The sequence below is a fragment of the Vibrio halioticoli NBRC 102217 genome, from assembly GCF_000496695.1.
GTDB classification, from domain to species: Bacteria; Pseudomonadota; Gammaproteobacteria; order Enterobacterales; family Vibrionaceae; genus Vibrio; species Vibrio halioticoli.
The window spans coordinates 69,035-94,808 of sequence record NZ_BAUJ01000012.1; the positions used below are offsets into that span (position 1 = coordinate 69,035).

Here is a 25,774-nt window from a genome sequence, read left to right on the forward strand (position 1 = left end):
AAGGTTTATTAAAATGAGATTAGGACGACGTCGCCAGCGCAATGATGAAGCGCAAGTGGATATGACCTCGATGCTAGACATCGTATTTATCATGTTGATCTTCTTTATTGTGACCAGCTCTTTTGTGCGTGAGTCAGGGGTGGAAGTGAACCGCCCGCAAGCGGCCAATGCAACTAGTCAGCAAGATGCCGGCATTTTTATCGCAATTACCGACAATAACTTGGTTTATATCGACAAACGTTTAATCGATATAGAGCGCGTGCAAGCAACGCTAGAGAACTTACTTATCGATAAACCCGATGCATCCGTGGTGATTCAAGCCGATAAGTTTGCCTTTAATGGTACTGTGGTGGAAGTGATGGACGGCGTAAAAGGTGCTGGTATCGAAAAAATTGCCCTTGCCACTGTGGCGAAATAGAGACTGTTGATGAAACGATTATTTATCGCTTTGCCGATTGCGCTATTACTGACATTTTTTGTATTTGGCTTTATGACTTGGTTGGTCAACTTAGGCAAAAGCCCTTTGCCTGAACAGCAGTCAATCGTGCGCTTTGATATCTTACAAGTAGAGCAAGATAGCCACGCCCAAAGGCGTCAACGCCAGTTGCCAGAGCCTCCGCAAACGCCGACTAAACCGCCAGAGATGCACACCAGTAGCTCAAGCCAGCTATCGGATACACCGTTTACCATGCAAAAATTTGATTTGCCTTTAGTGACGGTAGATACCGCAGTGTCTGGTTTGACGATTGCTAATCCGGGTCCGGTCAGTATTGGACAAAATCAACAAGTCATGCCATTACAACGAATTGAACCTCGTTATCCCATCCGTGCATTGAGCCGAAAAATAGAAGGCTATGTGGTGATGAGCTTTACCATTAATGATCGCGGCCGACCGACAGATATTAAGATTGTTGATAGCAAACCAAAACGTATTTTCGACCGAGAAGCGATGCGTGCATTACAGCGCTGGAAGTATCAACCGCTGGTGGTTAACGGCAAAGCCACAGCGCAAAAAGGGCAAACCTTGAAGTTGGAGTTTAGACTGCAAAAATGAAGCACTTACTATTGGCTCTAGCCCTAATGATTAGCCTAATAGGGGGCACAGCTCAAGCACAAACGTTAAGTCGTAATGTGGCTACTCGCGTGTATCAAGCCTATGAATTGCAAAGCAATGATCACAATGATAAAGCGATTAAAATTTTACAGAATATCTCAACAAGTCGCGTCTACGATACCTCTGTCGTACAAAGAATGCTGGGCATTTTGTACTGGCAACAAAAGCAAACGCATCTGTCAGAAAAGGCACTTTCTAAAGCCGTAGAAGCCAATGGCTTACCAGTGGAACAGCATCTTGAAACCTTGCGTATGCTTGCGGATATTCAGCTATCTAATGGTCATACTCGCTCTGCAATCAAGACTTATCATGAGATCATCGCGCAAAATAATACGCATAAAATTATTGCCATCAACGCCATCCAACAAGTGTGGCTGCGCATCGCACAAGGCAACTATCAGTTGCAGCAGTGGCAACCGGTGATTGATGCAACCAACAAATATGTGGCATTGGGCGGAGCCCCTCAAGTATCCGTGTTAAACCTACGTTTAGGGGCAGAGCTGTCGCTACAAAAATGGCATAGCGCCTTGAAAACCACTTTAGCTCTGCGCGGATACGAGCCTGACATTACGCGTTGGTGGCTACAGACCATTAATCTCTATTTGCAGCTACAAGACTACCCGCAAGCATTGGCAGCCTTGAAGCAGTATCAGCGAGCAGGCTTTACATTAACCGAAACTCAACGCCGCATGATGGCGCAACTGTACTCCAAGCAAAATGTCCCTTTCAAAGCAGCAGAAGTTTTTCACGCATTAAACAAAGCAGACAACACTCAAGCGAAAGATCTCGCCATAGAAGCGCAATATTGGCAACAAGCCAGAGAGTGGGACAAATCATTAAAAGCTTGGGCTAGAGCCACCGAAAAAGAGAGTAAATATCGCTGGTCATATATCCAATTATTAATGCAAAACAAGCAATACAAAACCGCATTAACCCAACTGAAAAAACAAAAAACCAGCTCAAGAACCGAGCTCACCAGCGTTGAGGCCTACTACCGCCTAGGCGACATCCCCAACGCCCTACGCCACGCACAAAAAGCCAACCAAATAAATTCAACCCCCTCAACAATCAATTGGGTTAAATACTTAACTCAATTAAGCGGGGTCAGGTCTTGAAATTTGCATTCTAGAATAAAATATCGCACCATTCTGCCATTATCACTTTGCTCACTAGAGAAAACACACATGAACAATGATGCAGACATTATTACCACGTTAGAAGAGCTTGAAGCATTTTTAGTTGCGGTTGAAAATGGTGGCTTTAGCCTAACCAATGTGGCTGGACTGGCTTTAGCAACTAGCAATAAAGACGGTCGCCGCTTTGTTGCGGTACTTGATGATAATCATCAGCTTCTACTTTCTCGTTGGGTCACAGAAGATGTATTCCAGAACGGGCAAGATCTTGTAAGAAGAGGTCCAACACGTCACTAATCTAATCGGGGTCAGGTCTTGAAATTTGCATGGCTTGCTCAAGCAAGCCATGCAAATTTCAAGACCTGACCCCTAGGGAACAACAATGGCAAGAACAGCGCACGCGCTTCATATATTGGTGAAGCATAAAGATAAAGCTGATGACATCATGGCTCAGCTTAAAAAAGGCAAGAAATTTGCTGAATTAGCACGCAAGTACTCCACTTGTCCTTCGGGGAAAAAAGGGGGCGATCTGGGCGAGTTTAAAAAAGGTCAGATGGTACCTCAGTTTGACAAAGTGGTTTTCACCGCTGAAACAATTACACCGCATTTGGTGAAGACAAAGTTCGGCTGGCACATTGTGAAGGTGCTGTGGAGAACATGATCTTATCTATCATTAAGAGGCGGCCAATCAGCCTCTTTTTTATATCTATACAATCAGAAGTCCTCTTTTTACGTCAATGAAGCTGTCCTCAAAGTTAGACGTCATCTAAATCATAATGAGATAACTAGCTGTTTTAAATCATGAAATCATAATATTTATGTTCAAAAAAATGGACGTTTGAAGTAGATTGTATTCATATTGTTTATTATTTTGATGATTCTATGCGTGTAATTGTAAATGGTTTAAGGACGATTTGATGGGCTACCAAAGCAATTTTTTGAAAGTGAGTGTCCATCAGCCTAGTAATTCTCCAGTGTTGAGAGCTTTTTGTGTTGGCTTTGAGCAAGGTATGTGGAGAGGGGACGACTTTATTAAGCACCTAATCAAAAATCACTTAGTATCTTTTGTGTTACCTCCAGAAGAGGCCGCCAATGTGAATGCTAGCAATGCAGGTACATACTTGGCTCGTGCTGCACAATCTATCTATACCTCAGAAAAACCAGAAAAGCGTGGTGAGATTGGGGAGCTGATTCTCTATTCGATCATGCTAGAGCATTTCAATGCTGTTCCGTTGATATCAAAGTTCTACTACAAAACACACGCTAACGATACTGTAAAAGGCTTTGATTCCGTTCATGTCACTTTGACGGAGGATGATTCGGTTAATCTTTGGCTTGGTGAAGTGAAGTTTTACAAGAGCATTGATGGGGCTATCAGAGACGTAGTCTCTGAGCTGCATGACCACTTCCAAGCAAAGTATCTTCGTTCCGAGTTTATGTGGATTGAAAATAAGATTAATGATGGTAACGAGTACAAACGCAAGCTCGAACCTATGTTAGATGCAGCTAACAGTCTTGATGACATCATAGACTCGATTCATGTACCAGTATTCTTAACGTATGAAAGTAAGCTCTACGCTGATGCAACTAAGGCGACTGCTGAGTTTAAAGAGCAAGTAGAGGCTGAAATTCAGGGTATTTATGACAAGTTCACTAGAAAAAATATCCCTGATGTAAACATTCATCTAATACTTCTTCCTCTCCAAGACAAGTCTGTTTTGGTCAGTAGTTTTGATAACAAGCTAAAAGCATTACAAGAGCTATTCTAATGAGCCAGATAACCACTATGGATAGAATCTTTGAGGATGATAACATTCGAACAAACCCATTTTCGGTTTTATCAGAAGTTTCAAAGATCGTTAATGGCAGTGATGACAAATTGGCAAGAGATGCTGTCATCTTCGCTATGGAAAAAAGGGAGCTATTCGGTCAATACAAGCCCATCTTAGACAAACTTACTCGTTCAGTGGGGCTGTTTCCTTACGTAGATTTCGAGAACCTTGATATCAACGATAAGATTGCTTACCGATTCAATCAGCCAACTGAAAACAGTGACATCGTGTTTCACCGTGAACAGGCTGAAGTGTATAGGGCATTAATGTCCGGTGAAAATGTTGTATTGAGTGCACCCACGAGCTTTGGTAAGAGTTTGATTATTGACAAGCTCATTGCCACTGAGAGATATGACAATATTGTAATCATTGTCCCAACTATTGCGTTGATTGACGAGCTTAGAAAGAAGTGCCTTAAGCACAAAGCCTACAAAATTATCACTCACTTTGGTCAGGAAAAAGCTGACAAGAATATTTTCGTTCTAACGCAGGAGCGTGCTGTAGAGCGAGACGATATTGAGAATGTAGATCTATTTGTTATTGATGAGTTCTACAAGTTAGATCCTGCTGCTGAGGGTGATGAGGAAAGGGCAATTGTACTAAATATTGCACTCTACTCGGTTGCTAAGACAGCTAAGCAACTTTACATGCTTGGTCCAAACATCAACGAGATTCCACAAGCTCTTGGTGAGAAGTATCGTTGTAGGTTCTTCCGCACAGATTTCAATACAGTTTCTTCGAAGTTACTGACTTTGAAAGCGAAGCCGAATCGTAAGCAAGCATTCTTGAAGCTTATTCGGACTATGAATGAACCAACATTGATTTATGCAAAGTCTCCTGGTCAGGCAAACACTATTCTTAACTACCTCATCGAAGAACTTCCTGTAATAGAGAGTAACGATGATGTTGCTGAATGGGTGGCAGATAATTACCATCAAGGTTGGAACGTTGTTGACGGGTATCGCAGAGGGATATCAGTTCATCATGGAAAGATTACTCGTTCGATAGGGCAACTGAATGTAAGGTTGTTTAACGAAGGAAAGCTCAAATTTCTTGTTTGTACTTCGTCACTAATCGAGGGAGTCAATACTGTCGCTAAAAACGTAGTGATATATGAAAGCAAAGTTGCTAATAATGCGATGGAGTATTTCACGTTCAAGAATATTCAAGGACGTGCGGGACGCATGTTTGAGCACTTTATTGGTCATATTTACACTTTTGATGAGCCACCAGAGCCCGTCGATGAATCTGTTGATATTCCAGCAGTCACTATCGGTGAAAACATTCCTGAGTCTTTAGCTGTGCAGCTTGACGATCAGGATATTGTAAATGAATCTCTGAAGAATAGACTCGAATACCTGCACTCCCAAACATCAATACCGTTTGATGTTTTCAAAGAGCTAAAGGGTGTTCCTCCATCAAGTATCATCAATTTAGCCAATGATATTTACGATCATGTCTCTGCTTATCACGAGTTTCTATGTTGGAAGAATAAACCTTCCTATGATCAGGTAGATTTCTGTAACGAGTTACTATTTAGGCACCTAACTAATGGTAAAGGTGGTATTCGATCAAGTAAGCAACTGACATTTTGGTGGAATCGCCTTAGACGTCTTGGCTCTGGTAAAGACTTCATTTGGGATGTATATCAAAACGATAGCAACATCAATAATATGAACAAAGCTATTGAAGCATCATTTGATTTTGAGCGTAGATGGGCTAACTATATGATTCCACGTCTTTATTCTGCATTGGATAAGGTTCAGAAGCATATTTTTGGTGTATTTGAAATGCCCGCCGGAGATTACAGTTCGTTCATTGCACAAGTTGAAAACTTGTACGAAGTACCCGAGCTAATTGCCTTGGATGAATATGGTTTGCCTCTTCCTATAGCGAAGAAGATCCGCAAGCAACTCAAACTAGGAAAGGGGTTGGACGAAACTCTCGCTTCACTGCGACAGATTAATCCTAGCTCCTTGTATGTTTCTGACTTTGAGCGCAAGTTCATTGAAGATGCGATGAAGAACATCTAAATAATAAGCCGCCATTTTTGGCGGCTTATTTGTATGATCAAAACATCAGGCATGAATCAGTACAAATTACTCGCTTATATGGCGAATATCATTTCCAAAATATCTAAGTACCTTGGTTGTCCTGCCGTTAATTACTGGCAAATCTTCTTTGTTAATCCAACCTATAAGTTCCTGCACGTTAGATTTCCCAAATTCGTTTAATTTATACTCACTATCGTAAATGCAGTCAGCCATGCGCCCAACTACATCTCCAGCCCCGTATAACAAGTATGTTATGGTATTTTTTACCCTTGATTCTTCATTATGCTCAATAAAAGAAGCTTTTAGAGTTCCCAAGCCGCCTTTATAGAATCGGAACCTATCATGGAATGAGTGTAGAATACACAAAGCGTCGACTAGTTCCTCCATTGTTGCTGATTTTATTGACTCTTTTGAACCAAGAACCCTCTTTATCAAAGGGTAGTTAACTGGAACTATGCGTTCTTCGAAATGTTCCCACTTAGTTGTTAGCCATTCATCAATCAGAGCTTTTGTTTTGGATTTCTGTTGATCGTCCCATCCAATAGGTTGGTGTTTCCATGTTTCTTGTGTGGCATAGAAATCTCGAACAAAACTGAAGAATGAATCAATCTCAAGTCGTTGAGGTATTAGCTCGGCATCAACCTTTCTATCGAAGTTTTGATAGATATCTTCAATTCGTCTAAAAGCTGTTACAGCTTCCTGATATGATTTTCGGTAGGAGTCTAAGAAAATTGATTTCTTCGATGATTTTTTCTTCCCACGATTAATATTTGAGAAATTGATGTCGCCCATTGTATCGGTGACAGTGTTCTCCATTTCAATAATCAATCTATTGGCTTGAGCGAATTTGCTGTAGATACTTCGGTATTTGTTAATGGCGTCTTTTGTCAGGACTTCAGCCTCATTCCAATAATCACCAAATAGCTCTTGTAGTTCGGCAAAACGATGATCATCAGAACCTATACCTACCATGATTTCTTGATTGGATAGAATAGCTGCTGTTGTGAAGTTAGCAGAACCAAGCAAAATCGTTTTATCACCAAAGATATATAACTTGGGGTGGAATGATTTGCTTGTGAAGAATCTAGCTTCAACGTTCTTGTGAGTTAGAAGTTTTTCGAGTGCAGTTGGTGAAGTTGGAAAGCCTAACCGCACAACAAAACGAAGGTGGCATCCTTTAGCAAGTAGTTCTTCTACAACATTGGCTTCAGTAAAAAATGCGGTTGCAAAGAATAAGTCCATACCCTCATCTACATGCTCAATAATACCGTGTTGGATGAAGTCATTTTTTGAAGTTCGATTAGTATACAAATCCATCAGTTCAGCCCAAATAGAAAACATGCCTCTATTATGTCACTAATTGAGTATGGAGAACGCATAGTTAGTCAATGTTTATCAAGCTCAGAGCAGCAATGTAAGTTTAGGGTTAGTCCTCCCTCGACTGAAAGGCAATATTGAAGCAAATAAACGCATTTCTTACTCTGGAATTTTGTCGACTAATCATAAGATTATGCGATTATTGCTTGGTATAATATGCAACTTGTAACTTTGAGATACTATCTGTAGGGGGCTAGTAGTGTGACAACTTTAGTGATAATCGGTAATGGTTTTGATATTCAGAATGGATTACCTACAAGTTATTGGCACTTTCATCGAGAGCATCATGATGACCTAAACGAGCATTTTGTCTTTTTCCCTGAGTTTTACGATGATCAAGAATGGTCTAACTTTGAAGAAAACTTAGGTGTTTTCAATGAGGATGACTTCAGTGAAGAAGCGGTATTGCAGCCAAGCTTAGACGAACTGGCAGACTCTTCAAGTAGCTTGTATGGCTATGAAGATGAGATGGCCATTAAAGTAGATGAATTGGTGGGCGCAGTAACAGATACTTTTAACACTTGGATAAGAGCAATAGACGTAACTACAGCCTCGCAATTATTTGAATTTCCAAATGATTCCAAGTTCATCAACTTCAACTATACATCTACTCTTCAAGACGTATATTCGATTCCTGACGAAGATGTTCTGCATATCCATGGTAAAGCCAGATGGAATGTCATTTTTGGTCATGGAATCGGGAACGGCAATCAATCCACATCAATGCCTTGGAATGAAGACGAGCCTTGGTTTGATGAGTCCCAAAGAACAGTTGCTTCAGTTACAGATAAGTTTCATAAGCCAGTTCATGCGATATTAGAAAGTCATCGTGCCCAGCTAGAAGGCCACGGAGATGTTTCAAAAATCATTGTGATAGGTCACTCTGTCAATGATATCGACGTACCATACTTTAGATGTATCTTGGAAGCCTATCCTGATGCTGTTTGGGAGAACTGGAATTTTGGTGATGGCATAATGTATACCCATGATAAGTTACTAACTTTGGGTGTGCCTGAAGCTAAGCTGACCTCATTATCGTCTGGTGATCTTGGAACAACTTATCCGATAGCAGGGTAGGATAAAGGCATAACTTGCGTTATATAGCATACCTAGTTTGATAAAGTGGTTTTCTCCGCTGAAACAATTACACCGCATTTGGTGAAGACAAAATTCGGCTGGCACATCGTGAAGGCGTTTTTGTCAATAAGCCTTTATTTTAAAATCAAAAATTGCAAATCCATTATTAAGTATTTTTTGACTAGCGAGTATGATGCTTTTATTCCGCTTGGAATTTCTATTTTTCAAATATTAGGTTCACATTACTAATTTATCACCGCGTTTCTAATTGTTTGAGAGGCGCTGCAGACAGGATAAAACAATGACTCACATCACCACCAAAGATTATGTGTACGCCATGAGTAAAGACAACGCTGCCGTTGCACATGTACAACAAAATCAGACATTCTCTGTTGATACCTTCGATTGCTTTCGTAACCAAATGGAAGGGGCTGGCTATATTCTCGAAGAGATTGACTTTGCTAAGGTAAACCCAGCTACAGGCCCAGTATTTATTGACGGCGCGGAAGTAGGGGATGTGCTTGCCATTACTATTCATGATATTGAGTTGGCAGCAATGGGTTCTATGGTGTCCTCTGATCTTTTTGGTAGCCTTTCACATAAGCTTTCTGGTTCGATTGTACAACCTGTTGAGATCATCGGTGAAAGCGCACAAATTGCGCCAAATCTTTCTGTGCCACTGTCTCCTATGGTAGGTGTGATCGGCACTGCGCCAGCAGAGGGTGCAATTGCCTGTGGTAGCCCTGGTGAGCATGGTGGCAACATGGATACTAAAGAGATCAAGAAAGGATCTATCGTGTATTTGCCTGTAAATCATGCTGGTGGATTGCTATCGCTTGGTGATTTGCATGCGGCAATGGGGGATGGGGAGCTTTCTGGAACGGGTGTTGAGATTTCAGGTAAAGTTACTCTTTCTGTTGAGGTATTAAAGCAATCACAATTGCCGACTCCTTCGGTATTAAATGGCGAACTGTTTACCTTTATCGCATCTGATCCTGATCTTGATAAAGCGGCGACGGCGGCCGTTGAAAAGACTCACCAATACCTTATTTCTGAACATCAACTGGATGAGCATGTTGCGTGTCGCTGGATGAGTGTGGGCGCAGACTTAGGTGTGTCTCAGATAGTGAATCCATTAAAAACGGCGAAAGTAACGGTCAACTTATCTTGGCTTAAATAGTCTTTTCTGGGGGACGGTCTCTAGGGGTCAGGTCTTGAAATTTGCATAGCTTGCTCACGCAAGCTATGCAAATTTCAAGACCTGACCCCTTCTCATAAAAAAGACAAGCATGGCTCAAAGAACCATGCTTGTCTTTGGTTTAGCTGCGGGGGAGAGCAGCTTATCCTTTGGCTAATTGATCAGGTTTCATGGCCTGATTCACATCGTTGGTCATTACGAAGTGCAATTCGCCTCCTGCTTTCATCTGAGAGAAATCAAAGGTGAAGTTTTTATGCAGAGGTTTACCGTTGATGGTAACTGACTTAATGTATTTGTTTTGCGCACTGTTATTTTCGGCAGTAATGGTGAATACACCATCGCCCATTGGTACTTGTACCTCATCAAAGATAGGGCGTGCGACCGTTAATACTGGGTCTGAACCACTGACTTGATACAATCCCATTGCTGACATGACATACCAAGCCGACATTTGACCAACATCTTCGTTACCCGCAATATCACCACGGTGTGGTCCATACAAGGTTCGCTGAATTTGGTCGACGACTTCTTGTGTATGCCAAGGTTCGCTAGTCCAGTTATATAGGAATGGAATATGGTGCGATGGCTCGTTACCAAACGCCACTTGCCCAATCATACCGGTCATATCTGCAGTCTTAGTACATTCAGATTCGTCTTTGCTGTCACAGGTATTTGAGAACACTTCTTTAAGGTTGCTCAAGAAGTCGTCATTTCCGCCCATCACTTGTTTTAAGCCTTCGACATCTTGCGGTACAAACCAAGTCCATTGCCATGCTGTACCTTCGGTGTAGTCTCCAGTTTCATGAACAGTTTGATATGGATGGAACACGCCGTCATCAGAGGTTGCCCATTCGCCTTCTGACCAAATTGGACGCATAAAGCCTGTCATGTTGTATTTTTCTTTCCAGTTTTCATCTGGATTGTCGGCGTTAGAGGCATTCCAATATTTATGCCAGTATTGCGAGCGGCGTTGGTAGGTTTTGACGACGTCATCTTTGTGGGCTGCTTTGGCAATATTCACAATAGCGTGGTCAAAGTTAGCCATTTCTAAGCCGTAAGAGACCGATTCATTATTGCCGTGGTCGTGTCCTTTAGCAGGTACAAAGCCACATAGTGAATCTTTGGCCGAAGCCAATGGGTCACATTCGGTGGTTTCAGGTGTGCCATCGGCCATTAAAGTACCATCAACAAATTGCAGGTTGGTTTTCTGCACTTTGTCGTAGTTTTCCCAGCCATAATCGTTCACTTCATTTTCGCTCTTATAAACAGATGAGCGCAGTGCGGCTTCAAGAGCGGTTTGTTTTTCTTGATCGGTAAATTGGTCAGGGAATTTAGTAATAGCATCAGCTAAAACGGCAACAGCAGGGTAGGCCACCATAGTGCCGGTGTAATCGCCATGCAACTCCCATTTAGGTAAAATGCCACCCTCTTGATATTTACGTACCAAGTCTTTGGCCAATTCCACCGCATGTTTAGGCTCTAGAATTGTTTTTAGTGGGTGTAGGGCGCGGAAGGTATCCCATAGAGAGTAAACACTAAATACCGGTGAATCTTCAGGTGCTTGTTTGACTTCGGCAGAGTTACCTCGGCTCATGGTGCGGTATTGTCCATCCGTATCTTGGTAGATATGTGGCGCAACATTGGTGTGGTATAGCGCGGTATAGAAGGTGGTTAATTGATCTTTAGTGCCACCTACCACTTTGGTTTCATTCAGTTTTTTGTTCCACTCAGCTTTGGTATATTCTCGGGCTTCATCAAAAGAGCGAGTGGCATCTTTATCGAAGTTGTTTTCAGCCCCTTCAGGACTAGTGTAAGAGATCGCCACTTTGGCATTAATGACGTGATCTTTTACGGAGTCAGGTGAGGTGTTGAAATCCAGAACCAGCGCACCATCTTCAGCCCACTCATCTTCTTTGTGATAAACAGGGTTATCAACAAAATCGTGGTCAAATTGAACGTAAAAATAGACAGTTTGTTCTATGGTGCCAAATGAACGGAAAGTTTGTTGCACTCGAACTGTACGATTATCCACTACTTCATAACTGTTGTAGGCATAATCTTTATTAAATGCGTTTAATACTAAGCTGACTTTTTTATTAGCCCCATCTTCAAACGTATATTTATGATAACCAATACGTTCGGTAGCGGTTAATTTTACATCAATATTACCTTCTTTAAGTTTGACATGGTAATAGCCAGGAGAAGCTTCTTCAGTTGTTTTATTTAGGTGCGGGCGATAACTCTCAATTTTTGTACCATCTGGCATACTTTCATTGGTAAATGGCAGCATTTGGAAATTAGATAAACCATTGATACCAGTACCACTTAACGCAGTGTGTCCAAAACCAATTAAAGTATCAAACTTATCGTGATAGCCTGAACATTCCGCCCACCAATCTGTTCCCATATCGTCGGTGACAGGTGTCATTTGAATCATCCCATTTGGCGCAATTGCACCAGGGAAAGTATGCCCTGTTTTAGCCGTTCCGATGAAAGGGTCAACGTATTGAGTGAGGTCTGTCGCGGGTAAAATCTCTGGAGTGGTTGTTTTAGAAGCATTTATAACGCTCCAATTTTCAGTAGCTTGGGTAGTTTTGACGGGGGCCTGTTCAGTGGCAGGCTTCGCAGTATGTTCGGCGACTTTGTCATTACTATCATCATTACAAGCGGTTAATCCACCAAGAGCTACTACGATGGATAATGAGAGCAAGCTGAGATTATGTTTCACGATACTTCCTTTGTTTATTGTAGATTAGGAATGTTTATTTTTAATAAGATAATACAAATTATTATTTATTTTAAATTACCTGATTTAACGAATATTAAGAGATGTGATTAAGGGAATACATATTTCTGCGGCTATTTGTAATACATTACAATGGTCGTACAAATAGATTATTGGTATTCAGAATAATTATTTCTAATATTGGTATAAATTCCTAATTAAAGTATTTTTTAATTACTAATTATTCTGTGATTAATATCGCATGGAAATTTAATTTATCGTGAAATGTAACATTCCATTTTTATGATCTCTTTCAAATTTAATTATGTGACTTGTTCGCCATTTTAATTATCTATTTTCCAATAATTTAAAAAGCAATTCCTACCTACATGAAAAAATAATAAGGACTACCCTATGCTCGAAGAGTTAATAAATGTAGAGCTAATCAATGTAAATATTGTCTCTAAAAATAAACAAGACCTCTTCAAGGAACTCGCTGCACCGCTACTGAAAGAGTCGAGAATTAAAGATTTGGATGTATTTCTTAAAGGAATTGAAACTCGAGAAGCACAGTGTACAACGACAACTGATGGAATTGCGTACCCACATTGTAAAAGTGAAACCGTTATTTCGCCTGCTATATCAGTCGGTATAGCACCAGACGGTATCGAATACGATCAAGACGATGATGAACCTCAACCCAAAGTCTTCTTTATGATTGCTTCTCCGGCAGATAGTGATTATCACATTGAAATACTGAAGGCCCTATTCGTTAAGTTTGACCCAGAATTTGTAACTAACTTGTGTAATGCAAAATCTGCACAAGATGCACTAAATATAATAAAAAAGGACTAATATCGTGACTACTCAAACTTTTTCCCGTCTGAAAGGACACTTATTATTTGGTACCTCCCACATGCTTCCATTCATTGTGGCAGGTGGGGTGTTATTATCCATCGCGGTAATGTTATCTGGTAAAGGGGCTGTGCCTGATAGTGGTATTTTGGCCGATATATCGACGATAGGTATTAAAGGATTAGTTCTATTCCCTATTATTCTTGGTGGTTACATTGCTTACTCTTTAGCGGACAAACCTGCTCTTGCTCCAGCGATGATTGCGTCTGGTTTAATGTCTGATATTGGTGGTGGTTTCTTAGGGTGTATCGTGACAGGTTTCATTGCCGGTTATGTAGTAAGACAGCTTAAAAAGATCCCAATACCGGCCAATATGAAGGCATTAGGTGGTTTCTTCCTATACCCTCTAGTCGGTACGTTAATCACCTCAGGTATCGTATTGTGGGGTATTGGTGAGCCAATCAAACTGGGTATGGGTGCGATGAACGCAGGCCTTACTAGCATGGCTGGCGCAGGTAAAGTGGCTCTTGGTGCATTGCTTGGTGGTATGACTGCATTTGATATGGGCGGTCCAGTAAACAAAGTGGCAACTCTATTTGCACAAACTCAAGTGGGTACTCAACCATGGTTGATGGGTGGCGTTGCAATCGCTATCTGTACTCCACCTCTAGGTATGGCTCTTGCGACTTTCTTGTTCCCTAAAAAATTCAACTCTGATGAAAAAGAAGCGGGTAAAGCGGCTGTCATCATGGGCTCAATTGGTATCTCTGAAGGTGCGATTCCGTTTGCTGCCAACGATCCATTGCGTGTGCTACCAGCAATCGTCGCTGGTGGTATCGTAGGTAACGTAATAGGTTTCATGGCCGATGTATTGTGTCATGCTCCTTGGGGTGGATTGATTGTACTACCTGTTGTTGAAGGCCGTACCTCGTACCTAATCGGTATTATTGCAGGCTCACTAACGACTGCGTTAATTGTTGGTTTGTGGAAACCAGTGGTTACTGAAGATGATGAAACTGTTAAAGATTCTACAACGGCTCCAAGCGCAGCTATCCCAGCGGGTAACTCAGGTCACCCTGATATCGTAGCGGTATCTTGTTGCCCATCAGGTGTAGCGCATACCTTTATGGCTGCAGCTGCTCTAGAAAAAGCGGCTAAAGCGGCGGGCATTAATATTAAAGTTGAAACTCAAGGCCAAGATGGCATTCAAAACCGTATTACTGCTGACGATATTAAACATGCTAAGAAAGTAATTTTAGCCCACGATATCCAAGTGAAAGAGCCTGAACGTTTTGCAAGCTTAGAAACAGTAGAATGTTCAACTAAAGACGCTATTAAGAACGCTGCAGGTTTATTTGCTTAGGTTTTGACCTTAATAGTCTTCAAATTACGCGTCCAATATTGAAGATTATTATTTAAAATCTGCATTGTTCTCATGGGAAGATAGCCGGAGCTCTCTTCCCATTTTTTATTTTCCTTTCTTAATATCCACAATAGTAATACTAATAGCCGTTATTCATTGGCTATATCTGTATATGAAACACTCGTTTCTGCGCAATTAATGATGTCTTAATAGTGTATTCATATAAGTTAATATGGACGCTGTGCAAATCTCATATAGAAAAGTGCTAGTCAGTCCTTATCATTTCATTGAATAATATTTCTCGTTATATAGATAACTTATCCTAATAGAACTCACTCTGGGTAAGCCATATTCTTTTAATATTACTGAGCAAGTTATATTGTTAGGATTGGTTTAAGTGTGGCTAGCTTCTAGTGAATAGACTTATTAAATATGCATCGCGTTTTAGTGCTATATCGTTTATTACCTTACCTTTTACAATACACACTTCTTAGCGAATGATGTTTTACTTTCTGGTATTTGAAAGTGTCACTGTGCAAGTTAATTTCTTGGCATGGATATTTAAGGCAATAGATGTTGATTAAAGTCTTCTAAAGAGCAATCAATAGTCATTCAGCCTGATAGTTTTTAAAGTGGTTTCCTGCTAGGCAATAAAAAGACCAGGCAAAGGGATAGCTTGCTGGTGGTTTATCTATCGATATCGAGTTAATACTTTTGGCGAGCTTAAGTTGCCATGCCTTAAGTTGCCTCTCCTTAAGTTGCATTGAAACTATCTGACGTTCTATCGTCAATCACAGTGAAGAGTCAGTCTTGTTGGTAGTATGGGGACGCTATGGTAGGAATGGTATTTAAATGGCCCGCAAATAAAAAAGCTTGGCTCCGAAGAGCCAAGCTATATAGGCATTGATAACCTTAATGGGTATTAGCTTTTCGCTAATTGATCCGGTTTCATCGCTTGGCTTACATCATCTGTCATTACAAAGTGAAGTTCGCCGCCTGCTTTGAACTCAGTAAAATCGAAGGTAAAGTCTTTATTTAATGGCTTACCGTTGATGGTCGCTGATTTAATGTATTTATTGGTGTCGCTGTTGTTGTCTGCGGTAATGGTAAATACCCCATCTTGCATTGGGATTTGTACTTTATCGAACAGAGGTCGCGCTAGGGTAAATACAGGATCAGAGCCACTGACTTGATAGAAGCCCATCGCTGACATGATATACCACGCCGACATTTGACCTTCATCTTCATTACCTGCCATGTCATCACGAGCCGTGCCATACAAGGTGTGCTGAATATTATCGACCACTTCTTGAGTGTGCCAAGGTTCAGATGTCCAGTTGTATAGGAATGGAATGTGATGCGATGGCTCGTTACCAAACGCCACTTGTCCTAACATCCCGGTCATATCCGCAGTTGTCGTACATTGCGCAGGGTCGTCACTTGCACATTTATTGGTGAAGACTTCGTTTAGGTTACTCAAGAAGGCGTCATTACCCCCCATAGTGGCTTTTAGGCCTTCAACATCTTGCGGTACAAACCAAGTCCATTGCCATGCCGTACCTTCGGTGTAATCACCGGTGCCGTGGTTGGTTTTATATGGGTGGAATTCCCCGTCATCAGAGGTAGACCATTCGCCGTTCGACCACACTGGACGCATGAAGCCGGTCATGTTGTATTTTTCTTTCCAGTTTTCACTTGGATTATCAGGGTTAGAGGCGTTCCAATATTTATGCCAGTACTGAGAGCGTAGCTCGAAGGTTTTCGCAATATCATCACGATGTAGCGCATTGGCTATCATTACCACCGCATGGTCAAAGTTGGCCATTTCTAAGCCGTATGAGACAGACTCATTTTGACCATTTTGCTGACCTTTAGCAGGCACAAAGCCACATAAAGACTCTTTAGCTGGCGCTAATGGGTCACATTGAGTATTGCTTGGTTCGCCTAAGCTGTTGTGCGAGCCATCGACGTATTTTAAGTTTTCTTTTTGCACGCCATCATAGACTTTCCAACCCGGATCAGTGTTAGATATTTCGGCGTAGCTCTTATAGTGTGTAGAGCGCAGCGCCGCCGCTAATGCGGTTTGTTTTTCTTTATCGGTAAATTGGTCTGGGAATTTAGTGATGGCATCGGCAATTACTGCAACTGCAGGGTAGCCCACCATAGTGCCGCTGTAGTCACCATGAAGTTCCCATTTTGGTAGCAAGCCACCTTCTTGGTATTTTCTAAGAAGATCTTTGGCTAATTCAACCGCGTGTTGTGGCTCAATAATGGTTTTTAGCGGATGCAATGCACGGAACGTATCCCACAATGAGTAGACACTATACACTTTAGAGTTAGGGTCTGTGGCGGTTTTCACAAACGAGTAATCACCGCGAGTCATACTGCGATATTGACCGTCAGCATCTTGGAAGATGTGTGGCGCCATATTGGTGTGGTACAGCGCGGTATAGAAGGTTTTTAGGTTCTCTGGTGTACCACCTTCAATCTTGATTTCATTCAGTTTTTTATTCCACAAGCCTTTGTTGTAAGCGCGAGCTTCATCGAAAGTACGAGTGCCTTCTATATCGAAGTTTTGCTCTGCACCTTGCGGGCCAGTATATGAAATTCCCACTTTGGCATTGATTTGGTGGACACTAGGATCGCCACTAAAATCAAGCTCTAGCACGCCATTTTTATCTTGGCTCCAAGATGATGTTGACGGGATTTCAATAAACTCTGGGGGCATTTTGAAGCTATGGTCAAACTTCACATAGAAGTACGTTGATTGGTGCAGGGTAAAGAACGAGGCAATAGTTTGTTTAATGCGTATGGTTTGATTATCCACAATTTGATAGTCAACAGAGTTGAATTGCTTATTGTATCGGTCAAAAACAAAGCTGATTTTTGGCTTAGCGCTATCAGGGAAGGTGTATTTATGATAACCGACACGCTCGGTGGCAGTAAGTTGTACATCGATATTACCTTCTTGAATTTTCACGTGGTAATAACCCGGAGTGGCTTCTTCTGTCGATTTATCTATATGGGGGCGATAAGTCTCAATTTTAGAACCACTAGGCATACTTTCTGTGGTATACGGCAACATTTGGAATTCGTTTAAACCGCCAATACCTGTACCACTGAGTGCGGTATGACCAAAGCCTAGAATTGCTGTGAAATCAGTATGATAACCAGAGCATCTAGTCCACCAATCAACGCCTTCATCGTCAACAATCGGTGTCATTTGTATCATCCCATTGGGTGTCACAGCGCCAGGGTGAGTATGTCCGGTGCCACCGGTACCAATGAAAGGATCAACATATTGAGTCAAGTCTTCAAGTTGTCGAGGTTGAGCTGCGGTAAGAAGTTGTTGCTCGACGTTTTGTGTCTGGGTTGGTGTCGGAGTTGGCGTTGTTTTTTCTACTGCTGGTGCATTTTTATCAACGCTGGCTGCGGTGTTATCACTATTATCATTACATGCGGTTAAGCCACCTAGTGCCACAATAATGGACAATGAGAGTAAACTAAAGTTATGTTTCACTGTAACTTCCTTTTATTAATTGTAGGGTGTTTTTTATTATTTTCAGCTGTTCGGAAATGTATTTTAACTGCGTTTTATAACGTTAAATAATACAATTGCGAAAGTAATAATTATCTATATATTAAGAATAATTGGCGTACATAAATTAACTTAAAATATCTTTGTTTTTAGTGAGTTAGGTCGCAGTGAGGCTTCACTCTAAATGAAATGTAAAATTCCAGTTTTATAATATATTTAACGCTATTAATTATTATAAATATATAATTAATAGAGAGCATAAAAAAGCTTGATTCAAAAGAACCAAGCTTTTATTAATGCATATTCACTTAATTACTGTGATTGCTATTAGCCATTTGCTAGCTGAACAGATTTCATCGCTTTGTTGACATCATCAGTCATAACAAAGTGCAATTCGCCACCTGCTTTGAATTCTGAGAAATCAAAGGTGAAGTTTTTATCAAGCGGTTTTCCGTTAATAGTGACAGACTCAATGTATTTGTTGGCTGTGCTGTTGTTATCAGCCGTGATGGTAAATACGCCGTCTTGCATCGGAATCTGCACTTTCTCAAATAGAGGTCGTGCGACAGTAAGTACAGGGTCGGAACCACTGACTTGATAGAAACCTAATGCTGACATGACATACCATGCTGACATTTGACCTTCATCTTCGTTACCTACTATGTCGCCGCGGTCGGTGCCGTATAAGGTGTGCTGAATTTTATCCACTACTTCTTGTGTGTGCCAAGGTTCTGATGTCCAGTTATATAGGAATGGAATATGGTGCGATGGCTCGTTACCAAATGCCACTTGCCCTAACATACCCGTCATATCATCGGTGGTGTCACAGGTAGAATCATTAGCGCTGTCACACACATTAGAGAACACTTCGTTTAGGTTGCTCAAGAAGGCATCGTTACCCCCCATGATGGTTTTCAAGCCTTCAACATCTTGCGGTACAAACCAAGTCCATTGCCATGCAGTCCCTTCGGTATAGTTACCAGAACCATGGTTAATGAGGTAAGGGTGGAATTCACCATCATCAGAGGTAGACCATTCACCATCAGACCATACTGGACGCATAAAGCCGGTCATGTTGTATTTTTCTTTCCAGTTTTCACTTGGGTTGTCTGGGTTAGAGGCATTCCAGTATTTGTGCCAGTATTGGGAGCGGTGCTCAAATGTTTGGGCTACGTCATCACGACCAACAGCGTTGGCAATCATTACTACGGCATGGTCAAAGTTGGCCATTTCTAAGCCGTACGAAACAGACTCATTTTGACCATTGTCACGGCCTAACGCAGGCACAAAACCACATAACGAATCTTTGGCTGAAGCTAATGGATCACATTCGCTGGTCATTTGTTCATTTTGGGTGTTGTAAGAGCCATCGACGTATTTTAAGTTCTCTTTTTGTACGCCGCCGTAGACTTTCCAGCCTGGGTCAAATTCTGCCACTGCACTTTGACTTTTATACACAGCAGAGCGAAGTGCAGCCGCTAATGCGGTTTGTTTTTCTTGTTCGGTAAATTGGTCAGGGAACTTAGTGATGGCATCGGCAATTACTGACACCGCTGGGTATCCCACCATCACGCCAGTATAGTCACCGTGCAATTCCCATTTTGGTAAGATGCCGCCTTCGGTGTATTTTCTGAGCAAATCTTTAGCCAATTCAACCGCATGTTTAGGCTCAATGATGGTTTTAAGTGGGTGCAAGGCGCGGAATGTATCCCATATTGAGTACACACTATACACTTTAGAGTCTGGGTCGGTGGCTGTTTTGGTCACAGCAAAATTACCGCGACGCATGGAACGATATTGGCCGTCCACATCTTGGAAGATATGCGGTGCAATATTGGTATGGTAGAGCGCGGTATAGAAAGTGGTGAGATCTTCAGGTGTGCCACCTTCTACTTTGACTTCGTTTAACTCTTTATTCCATAGGCCTTTAGTGTACGCATAAGCCTCGTCAAAGGTACGATTACCCTCTACATCGTAGTTTTGTTCAGCGCCTTGACGACTGGTATAAGACAAGGCAACTTCTGCATTAATTTCATGTACATTTGGATCTTCACTGAAATCTAACACCAGTGAACCTTGGTAGCCATACCATGCTGAGACAGGGTGATAAAGTGGCCCTGTTTTAAATTTATGGTCAAACTTCACGTAGAAGTAAGTAGATTGTTGCATGGTATTGAATGAAGAAATTGTCTGCGTAATGCGTATGGTTTGATCATCGACAATGGTGTAGGCAAAGGTGCTCATGAACTTGTTAAAGTCACTAAATGATAAGGCGACTTTAGGTGAGGTACCTTCAGGGAAAGTGTATTTATGGTAGCCGACACGCTCGGTTGCGGTGAGCTGAACATCAATATTACTTTCCTTGATTTTCACATGGTAGTAGCCCGGAGACGCTTCTTCGGTAGATTTATCAATGTGCGGATGATAAGCGGTAATATCGATATCTGCAGGTTTACTTTCACTGGTAAATGGCAGCATTTGGAACTCGTTTAAACCGCCAATACCGGTACCGCTTAGTGCGGTATGACCAAAACCAAGTAGTTCAGTAAAGTCGGTATGGTATCCAGAGCAGACTTTCCATCCATTGCCACCTTTATCATGAACAATTGGCGTCATTTGTACCATACCATTGGGTGCGACGGCGCCAGGATGAGTATGCCCTGTTCCACCAGTACCGATGAAAGGGTCAACATATTGAGTTAAGTCATCCAGTTGTCTAGGCTGAGAGGCGGTAAGTAGCTGCTGCTGTTCTACTACAGGTGCTTTATGCGCAGCAGTTTTTGCTGCTGGAGTTGTTTTTGCCGTCTTCGCCGGAGTGTTATCACTGTTATCGTTACATGCAGTTAAGCCACCGAGTGCCACAATGATGGATAGTGAGAGTAAACTAAAGTTATGTTTCACAGTAACTTCCTTTTATTAATAATTGTAGGGTATGTTTGTTTTTATTTTTAATATAAATATTACAAATTAATTCTGTTGCTTTAATTATTACGCCCTGAAAGGAAAGTAGTATTTTTTAAACCTTAAATACTACAAGTAATTATATATTTAGAAGCAAGTTTGAATAATGTTTTTGTTGATTTATTGCTGTCTAAAGTATTGCTAAAGTGCTTATGAATCCGTGACTTATATCGCAATGGTTCGCGTCACCAAATGAAAATTAATATTGCACTTTTACGTGTTTAAATAATGAATCTGAATCACTTTAAAATTAATAATGTCTTATTGTGTAAATAACCAAGAAATTACCGTTAAGGAATGATTTCTAATACTTATTGTCACTATTTTTCATTATGTATAGATATAAAAAATAGCTTGGCTCCGAAGAACCAAGCTAACGTTTTTATTTACCTAGCGATGGATGAAAAGGGAGCTTAGCTTTTGGCTAGTTGATCCGCTTTCATTGCTTGATTGACGTCATTAGTCATTACAAAGTGCAGTTCACCACCGGCCTTCAAATCTGCAAAATCAAAAGTGAAGTTTTTGTTGAGTGGTTTGCCGTTAATAGTCACAGATTGAATGTATTTATTCGCTGTGCTGTTGTTTTCTGCGGTAATGGTAAATACGCCATCTTGCATAGGGATTTGCACTTTCTCAAACAGAGGACGTGCAACCGTCAAGATAGGATCTGAACCACTGACTTGGTATAGCCCAAGTGCAGACATCACATACCATGCCGACATTTGACCTTCATCTTCGTTACCGACTATGTCACCACGATCTGTGCCGTACATAGTGTGCTGAATTTGGTCAACCACTTCTTGAGTATGCCAAGGTTCACTCGTCCAGTTGTATAGGAATGGAATGTGTTGTGATGGTTCATTACCAAACGCCACTTGTCCCAACATACCGGTCATATCTGGTGTGGTTGCACAGGTCGAATCCTTAGCACTGTCACACACATTTGAGAACACTTCGTTTAGGTTGCTTAAGAAGGCGTCATTGCCACCCATGATAGTTTTTAAGCCTTCCACATCTTGTGGCACAAACCATGTCCATTGCCATGCAGTCCCTTCAGTGTAGTTACCCGAACCGCTGTTGGTTTTGTAAGGGTGGAATTCACCATCATCAGAAGTGAACCAACTACCATCAGACCATACAGGGCGCATAAAGCCGGTCATGTTGTATTTTTCTTTCCAGTTTTCACTTGGGTTGTCGGGGTTAGAAGCATCCCAGTATTTGTGCCAGTATTCGGAGCGGCGCTCAAATGTTTTCGCAACATCATCACGGTCTGCAGCATTAGCAATCATCACCACTGCATGGTCAAAGTTAGCCATTTCTAAGCCGTAGGATACCGATTCGTTTTGACCATGGTCATGGCCTAGCGCTGGAACAAAGCCACACAATGAATCTTTAGCCGGTGCCAATGGATCACATTCAGTGCTCATTGGTTCATCTAGGCTATTGCGAGAACCATCAACAAATTTTAAGTTCTCTTTTTGTACGCCGTCATACACTCTCCATCCTGGGTCAAATTTCATCACTTCGTTACCGCTTTTGTAAACAGCAGAGCGCAGTGCAGCGGCCAATGCGGTTTGTTTTTCTTGAGCGGTGAATTGGTCAGGGAATTTAGTAATCGAATCGGCAATAACAGCAACAGCAGGGTAGCCCACCATAGTGCCGGTATAGTCACCGTGCAGTTCCCATTTTGGTAGAATGCCGCCTTCTTCATATTTACGGATAAGGTCTTTGGCTAATTCAACGGCGTGTTTAGGCTCGATGATGGTTTTAAGTGGGTGCAAGGCACGGAATGTATCCCATAGTGAGTACACACTAAATACTTTAGAGTTAGGATCATCGGCGTGTTTCACTATGGTGTAATCGCCACGACGCATGGTGCGGTATTGTCCGTCAACGTCTTGGAATAGATGCGGCGCTAGCTCTGTATGATAAAGTGCGGTATAGAAAGTGGTGAGATCTTCAGGTGTACCACCTTCCACTTTGACTTCGTTCAGCTCTTTGTTCCACAACCCTTTGGTGTAGGCATGGGCTTGTTCAAATGTGCGAGTCCCTTCGACATCAAAGTTTTGCTCTGCACCTTGTAAGCTAGTGTACGAAATACCGACTTTGGCATTGATTTGATGCACATCACCATCACCATCGCCACTAAAGTCGAGCACTAAAGTGCCAGACTCAGTCGGTCCCCACCATCCTTTGATTTGATGGAACTCTGGGTTGGCTTTAAATTTATGGTCAAACTGCACATAGAAGTAGGTATCTTGTCGCAATGTGTAGAATGAAGAAATGGTCTGCGTCACACGTATGGTGTGATCATCGACAATAGAGTAGTCGACCTTGTTTGTTTGCTTATTGAAGTCAGTAAACACTAAGTTAATCTTAGGTTTGGCACCATCAGGATAGGTGTATTTGTGGTAGCCCACACGCTCGGTAGCGGTGAGTTGAACATCAATATTGCTTTCTTTTATTTTCACATGATAGTAGCCCGGAGACGCTTCTTCGGTAGATTTATCAATATGCGGATGGTAGGAAGTGATATCCGCGTCTTTTGGCATAGTTTCAGTGGTAAATGGCAACATTTGGAATTCATTTAAACCGCTGATCCCAGTACCACTAAATGCTGTGTGACCAAAGCCGATAAGCTCTGTTTCGTCATCATGGTAACCGGAACACACTTTCCATTTTTCCGTGCCAGTATCGTAGACAATCGGTGTCATTTGCACCATACCGCTTGGTGCTACAGCCCCCGGATGAGTATGGCCTGTGCCACCTGTACCGATGAAGGGGTCGACATATTGGGTTAAATCATCAAGCTGTCTAGGCTGAGCTTGTGTCAATAGGGTTTGCTGCTCAATGGCAGGTGTTATTTCTGCTGCTACCGTTGGCGCCGCTTTTTCAACCTTCGCTGTAGTGTTATCACTGCTATCGTTACAAGCAGTTAAACCACCTAAAGCAACGATGATGGATAGCGAAAGTAAACTTAAATTATGTTTCACAGTAACTTCCTTTTATTAATTTGTAGGGGAGATGTTCTTTTTATTATTAATAAGGTAATACAATTAATCACCTGTATTGAATTTACTAATCAGTAGACATGTTAATGAAACAACAATAATGGTTGTTTCATTATTTAAATATTAACGCATTAAATAATACAATAATTAACTAGGTCTTATTTTTGTCGGTGATATTATTATTGTGCTGATTGGTTGCTATTTAAATTATGGGTAAAGTGCTTGTGAATCCGTGACTTAGGTCGCAATCAACTTTGTGTTTGAATGGGAAGTAATATTTCATTTTTAGTGGTTAAAATAAAAGGTGTTATTAAATTCAGTATATTTGATTTTATTTCCAATAAATGAATTTTTATTATTTTAATAATCAGGTAAGAATAAATTTAAATAATTAAAGGAAGTTTATGCACTTAATGAAATGGAAATTAAATTCATTTTATGCATGATTTTTGAATAGTGCTTTGGTGAGGGTATCGAATCGTATAGTCATCGTAAATGACGGCAGTTTTATACAAACCTTATATTGCAATTGACACTGTTAGCAGGTGTAAAGTGCACTGATTTATGCCATGAAAGTTTAAACAAAGTCGTATATGGTAGGCAGTTCAAAGTTTGCATACAGCCTGTGATATTTCGGTAGCTATAGGGTTTTAAAAGAGGTTTTACAATGAGTTACAAGTTAGAAGTGGATTTACATACTCACACCTTAGCAAGTGATCATGCTTACAGCACCATACATGATTATGTGCGTGAAGCGCCAAAGCGTGGCATACGTTTATTTGCCAATACCGATCATGGCCCTGATATGGAAGATGCGCCTCATAAGTGGCATTTCGTAAACAGTCTAACCTTCCCTCGTGTTGTGGACGGGGTCGGTATTTTACGTGGTATAGAGAGCAATATTAAAGATCTGCAAGGCAATATCGATATTGATGAGTCTATCCGTAGCAACCTAGATATTATCCTTACTGGCTTTCATCCACCTGTGTTTGCGCCTCGAGATATCGATTCAAACACCGAGGCGATGAGTAACGTCATCAAAAGTGGCAAGGTGCATGTGGTGACACACCCCGGCAACCCGAATTTCCCTATTCATATCGAAGAGATAGTTAAACTGGCCGCAAAAGAAAATGTCGCCCTTGAAATAAACAACAGCTCTTTTTTATATTCAAGAAAAGCCAGTTATAGCAACTGCAAAATATTGGCGACGCTAGCCAAACAATACGATGCGCCAATCAGTGTTGGCTCAGACGCGCACAATGCATGGGATTTAGGGCGTTTTGATGTCGCAAAAGCATTGATCACAGAAGTGGGTTATCCAGCGCAGCGTGTGGTGAACAATACCGTTGATTCATTGTTTGCCTATCTTGCGACAAAAGGTATTGATATTGCAGACGAATTTGAATTTTAAAGCTATTTAGTTAAGGCTATTTTGTAGTTTAATAGAGGGTAAACAATGGATATAGCCCAATAGGACTGTTGGGCTTGGTATTAACTTTTAACACCAATCACACTAAGTAAGTGATCAGAACTAGC

The 25,774-nt window shown here is 41.4% G+C and carries 17 protein-coding genes and 1 pseudogene; 13 read left to right on the plus strand and 5 right to left on the minus strand.

The annotated features are described in order from the left end of the window. Positions 1-13 precede the first annotated feature (13 nt). The 7 genes from VHA01S_RS05300 to VHA01S_RS05330 all read left to right on the plus strand — a co-directional run bounded on the left by VHA01S_RS05300 (position 14) and on the right by VHA01S_RS05330 (position 6,112). Positions 14-418: an ExbD/TolR family protein gene (locus tag VHA01S_RS05300; RefSeq protein ID WP_023403324.1), complete on the plus strand. Its 405-nt coding sequence runs from the start codon at positions 14-16 to the stop codon at positions 416-418. A gap of 9 nt (positions 419-427) precedes the next feature. Further along, positions 428-1,054, plus strand: coding sequence for an energy transducer TonB (locus VHA01S_RS05305; protein ID WP_023403325.1), 627 nt, complete (start codon positions 428-430; stop codon positions 1,052-1,054). Further along, positions 1,051-2,229: a tetratricopeptide repeat protein gene (locus VHA01S_RS05310; protein WP_023403326.1), complete on the plus strand. Its 1,179-nt coding sequence runs from the start codon at positions 1,051-1,053 to the stop codon at positions 2,227-2,229. Before VHA01S_RS05305 ends, VHA01S_RS05310 begins: the two co-directional genes overlap by 4 nt. Before the next feature lie 69 nt (positions 2,230-2,298). Continuing rightward, on the plus strand, positions 2,299-2,544 hold the full coding sequence (locus VHA01S_RS05315; RefSeq protein ID WP_021714543.1) for a hypothetical protein: 246 nt from the start codon (positions 2,299-2,301) through the stop codon (positions 2,542-2,544). Between the two features lie 85 nt (positions 2,545-2,629). Beyond that, positions 2,630-2,908: a peptidylprolyl isomerase gene (locus VHA01S_RS05320; RefSeq protein ID WP_023403327.1), complete on the plus strand. Its 279-nt coding sequence runs from the start codon at positions 2,630-2,632 to the stop codon at positions 2,906-2,908. A 256-nt stretch (positions 2,909-3,164) separates the two neighbouring features. Further along, positions 3,165-4,016, plus strand: a complete 852-nt coding sequence (locus tag VHA01S_RS05325) for a HamA C-terminal domain-containing protein (protein WP_023403328.1) — start codon at positions 3,165-3,167, stop codon at positions 4,014-4,016. Then, positions 4,016-6,112, plus strand: coding sequence for a DEAD/DEAH box helicase (locus VHA01S_RS05330; protein ID WP_023403329.1), 2,097 nt, complete (start codon positions 4,016-4,018; stop codon positions 6,110-6,112). The genes VHA01S_RS05325 and VHA01S_RS05330 overlap by 1 nt, the downstream gene beginning before the upstream one ends. Positions 6,113-6,178: 66 nt before the next feature. Here the strand turns inward: VHA01S_RS05330 and VHA01S_RS05335 are convergent, their stop codons facing one another. Further along, on the minus strand, positions 6,179-7,474 hold the full coding sequence (locus VHA01S_RS05335; RefSeq protein ID WP_023403330.1) for a phospholipase D-like domain-containing protein: 1,296 nt from the start codon (positions 7,472-7,474) through the stop codon (positions 6,179-6,181). Between the two features lie 237 nt (positions 7,475-7,711). On the opposite strand from VHA01S_RS05335, the gene VHA01S_RS05340 reads away from it, so the two are divergent. The 3 genes and pseudogenes from VHA01S_RS05340 to VHA01S_RS05345 all read left to right on the plus strand — a co-directional run bounded on the left by VHA01S_RS05340 (position 7,712) and on the right by VHA01S_RS05345 (position 9,767). Continuing rightward, positions 7,712-8,587, plus strand: coding sequence for a bacteriophage abortive infection AbiH family protein (locus VHA01S_RS05340; RefSeq protein ID WP_023403331.1), 876 nt, complete (start codon positions 7,712-7,714; stop codon positions 8,585-8,587). Between the two features lie 36 nt (positions 8,588-8,623). Further along, positions 8,624-8,701, plus strand: a pseudogene (locus VHA01S_RS18030) (peptidylprolyl isomerase); the annotation flags it as partial. 187 nt (positions 8,702-8,888) lie between these two features. Beyond that, positions 8,889-9,767 (plus strand): acetamidase/formamidase family protein, encoded by an 879-nt coding sequence (locus tag VHA01S_RS05345; protein WP_023403332.1) that lies wholly within the window; start codon positions 8,889-8,891, stop codon positions 9,765-9,767. 160 nt (positions 9,768-9,927) lie between these two features. On the opposite strand, the gene VHA01S_RS05350 is transcribed toward VHA01S_RS05345, so the two are convergent. Continuing rightward, a complete protein-coding gene (locus VHA01S_RS05350) occupies positions 9,928-12,513 on the minus strand; it encodes a GH92 family glycosyl hydrolase (protein ID WP_023403333.1) in 2,586 nt (861 codons plus the stop codon). Between the two features lie 411 nt (positions 12,514-12,924). Here VHA01S_RS05350 and VHA01S_RS05355 point away from each other — a divergent pair, with 411 nt between their 5' ends. Next, entirely contained in the window at positions 12,925-13,365 is a 441-nt protein-coding gene (locus VHA01S_RS05355; RefSeq protein WP_023403334.1) for a PTS sugar transporter subunit IIA, read from the plus strand. Between the two features lies 1 nt (position 13,366). Next, on the plus strand, positions 13,367-14,728 hold the full coding sequence (locus VHA01S_RS05360) for a PTS fructose transporter subunit IIBC (RefSeq protein ID WP_039970210.1): 1,362 nt from the start codon (positions 13,367-13,369) through the stop codon (positions 14,726-14,728). A gap of 922 nt (positions 14,729-15,650) precedes the next feature. On the opposite strand, the gene VHA01S_RS05365 is transcribed toward VHA01S_RS05360, so the two are convergent. The 3 genes from VHA01S_RS05365 to VHA01S_RS05375 all read right to left on the minus strand — a co-directional run bounded on the left by VHA01S_RS05365 (position 15,651) and on the right by VHA01S_RS05375 (position 24,220). Further along, the gene (locus VHA01S_RS05365; RefSeq protein WP_023403336.1) at positions 15,651-18,248 is read right to left on the minus strand and encodes a GH92 family glycosyl hydrolase; all 2,598 of its coding nucleotides are present in this window, start codon (positions 18,246-18,248) and stop codon (positions 15,651-15,653) included. Positions 18,249-18,593: 345 nt separating this feature from the next. Further along, positions 18,594-21,167: a GH92 family glycosyl hydrolase gene (locus tag VHA01S_RS05370; protein ID WP_023403337.1), complete on the minus strand. Its 2,574-nt coding sequence runs from the start codon at positions 21,165-21,167 to the stop codon at positions 18,594-18,596. Between the two features lie 473 nt (positions 21,168-21,640). Then, positions 21,641-24,220, minus strand: a complete 2,580-nt coding sequence (locus VHA01S_RS05375; protein ID WP_023403338.1) for a GH92 family glycosyl hydrolase — start codon at positions 24,218-24,220, stop codon at positions 21,641-21,643. 685 nt (positions 24,221-24,905) lie between these two features. Here VHA01S_RS05375 and VHA01S_RS05380 point away from each other — a divergent pair. Beyond that, positions 24,906-25,649, plus strand: a complete 744-nt coding sequence (locus VHA01S_RS05380; protein ID WP_023403339.1) for a phosphatase — start codon at positions 24,906-24,908, stop codon at positions 25,647-25,649. Positions 25,650-25,774 lie beyond the last annotated feature (125 nt).